Origin of the sequence: Pseudomonas sp. RIT-PI-S (assembly GCF_025642975.1) — a bacterium.
Lineage (GTDB): Bacteria > Pseudomonadota > Gammaproteobacteria > Pseudomonadales > Pseudomonadaceae > Aquipseudomonas.
In genome coordinates, this window is sequence record NZ_JANZKJ010000032.1 from 1 (window position 1) to 2,649 (window position 2,649).

General features: G+C 52.0%; 2 protein-coding genes and 1 pseudogene. All 3 read right to left on the minus strand.

Annotation, left to right across the window (positions count from 1 at the left end; all coding sequences use genetic code 11):
- Positions 1-582, minus strand: a pseudogene (locus tag OGL93_RS22085) (type IV secretion protein Rhs); the annotation flags it as partial.
- A 448-nt stretch (positions 583-1,030) separates the two neighbouring features.
- Entirely contained in the window at positions 1,031-1,363 is a 333-nt protein-coding gene (locus OGL93_RS22090) for a hypothetical protein (RefSeq protein WP_263265156.1), read from the minus strand.
- Between the two features lie 17 nt (positions 1,364-1,380).
- Positions 1,381-2,649: RHS repeat-associated core domain-containing protein (locus OGL93_RS22095; protein ID WP_263265157.1), on the minus strand; the 1,269-nt coding region annotated here is incomplete at its 5' end.

Genomic DNA, 2,649 nt, shown 5'->3' on the forward strand with positions numbered 1-2,649 from the left:
GAGGCTGCTGCTTCCAGGGCGTTCCTCGCGCAGCATCCGCAGCCTTTGCCAGAGGAAGCGTTTGTATTCGGTGTGGCCTTGGCGCCCGGCTTGTTTGGCAACTCGCCGTCCCAAGCTGTCGTAGCGGTAACTTCCGGTGCTTTCGCGCTTGCCGTTGGCCCAGGTCTCGGCACGGACCAAACGGTTTTCGCAGTCGTAGCTAAAGGTTTGCAGTTTGCCGACACCAACAGACTTCTCGACCAAATTACCCCAGGCGTCATAGCGGTATTCCTGGTCTTGCCACGTCTTGAGGCGGTTGTCCTTCACGTGGTCGAACTGGCGGTTGTTGAAGTTCAGCCGGTTGGCGGCGGGGTCGTAGCGGATGGCTTCGTTGTCGGCCAGCCGGCCGGTGTCGCGGCGGTACAGTTGGCCGTTGGCCTCGTATTCGTAGCGGACTTCACCGCGCAGCTTGTCCAGGGTGCGGATAAGTTCGCCCGCGGCGTCGTACTGGTAGCGGCGGTGGCTCGGGTTATGCGGGTGGTCCACGTACAGCTCGGGGTGGATGCCGGGGTTGTGGACTTGTGAAAGCCTTGCGGCCCAGAGTATGGGCTCCGTCTAACGTTAGGCAAGCCAGGGAAAAGCGAAGCCGCAAGTGGGTTAATATAGCCGCGCATGCGCGAGTCGGGGCAAAGCCAATAGTTGATTCCGCCGAAAACTCATCACATACGCTTTAGAGTTCGAATGCGGAACCATTCCACTTAAATTAATTTATTTCCACCTCATATCTTAATCCGCAGATAAAAATAAAATTCTATCTTAGACCTTGCACATAATATTGTTAAATCACATCTCCGAACATAGGAATTTTCCCGTATTTTGCGGTTCTCGCAGCACTTCCCAACTCTCAAATCCGCCACACACTTAAGGTAATCTCTTTTGAGGCTCTACGGACTAAAAATACAAAAATAAATCCACTAAAATACTCATCCATCTCTGACTAATCGTTACTTACAGACAACCCAAGTTAGCAACCTAACATAATCCCTAGAAATTATGACCCCTCATAAAAATCATCATTTTCCAGGTAATAATTAATAGCAAAGATATATTCATCCAGTCCCGACTCCGGATTGCATTTTGCTTGCAACTCAATCACATTCTGAAAAATCTCTACATCAAGAAAATACTTGGCATTATTAATAGTAGCTAAGATTGGATTCCCATTCCCATCCAGCTCCTCAAGCTCGTCATCACCAACCAGCAATAAAAATTCCACCTTAAAAGGATCACCCAACCACTTCTGCCGGTTTGCATACAGAGTACCAAATTTATCGAGACCCTCTACATCGCTTAGTAGCGAGCTGAAATTTTTATAGATAACCATAGCCACTCTCTCATAGTTTATCTGCAGGGACCACCGCCGCCCCATCGTTTACGACCACCGACTCCCTTAGCGTGATAGTCTAGGTGCCTTGATTTATGGTCCTTCATATCTACTAACTGTAGCAGCCCTCCAACTTGACCGTGGTGATGCCAAGTTGTTCCAGGGAAAGCTTTACCTCTAAAGGTCCCTTTCGTAGTCGGTGATACATGCGCCTCAATTCCAGGATATTTTCCCTCCAAGCGAGATCTTAACACCTCATCATTCTTCATCGCATAATGTAGCTGTCTATTTGATTCACTGAAATGTACTGGGTCTGACAACTTATACATTTCTTGAGTCGGCAATCTTGCCTCAAAGAAGACATCATATACACCGGGATTCGAGCTAGCCAAACCCAAAGCATCGGTCCAGCTAAATGTATTGGGAGCATAACGGTATAAATTATCCCCACCCAACAACCCAATCGGGTCCTGCGTTACAAACCGCCCTACCTCCGGATCGTAATACCGAAACGTATTGTAGTGCAGCCCCGTCTCGGCATCGAAGTATTGACCCTGGAACCGCAGGTTCTGCTCGACCCCGTTCACGGTCAAATCTTCTACCGAACCCCAGGCCCGATAGGTCGCCTGCCACACAATATCGCCAGCGGCGTCGGTCATTTCCAGGGGCGTGCCGATCTGGTCGGTGTGGAAGTAGTAAAGCTTCTGCTCCTCACCCTCCGCCTGATCGATGCGGGCCAGCGGCGCATAGCTGGCGGGTTCATACACATAGAGGCTGCTGCTTCCAGGGCGTTCCTCGCGCAGCATTCGCAGCCCTTGCCAAAGGAAGCTTTTGTATTCGGTATGGCCTTGGCGCTCGGCTTGTTTGGCAACTCGCCGTCCCAAGCTGTCGTAGCGGTAACTTCCTGTGCTTTCGCGCTTGCCGTTGACCCAGGTCTCGGCACGAACCAAACAGTTTTCGCAGTCGTAGCTAAAGGTTTGAAGCTTGCCGACACCAACAGATTTCTCGACCAAATTGCCCCAGGCGTCGTAGCGGTATTCCTGGTCTTGCCACGTCTTGAGGCGGTTGTCCTTCACGTGGTCGAACTGGCGGTTGTTGAAGTTCAGCCGGTTGGCGGCGGGGTCGTAGCGGAAGACTTCGTTGTCGGCCAGCCGGCCGGTGTCGCGGCGGTGCAGTTGGCCGTTGGCCTCGTATTCGTAGCGGACTTCACCGCGCAGCTTGTCCAGGGTGCGGATAAGTTCGCCCGCGGCGTCGTACTGGTAGCGGCGGTGGCTTGGGTTATGCGG

What these genes read in the sequence shown, in the direction of transcription:
- OGL93_RS22090 (WP_263265156.1), bottom strand. Translation starts at nt 1,363, where the DNA reads ATGGTTATCTATAAAAATTTCAGCTCGCTACTAAGCGATGTAGAGGGT.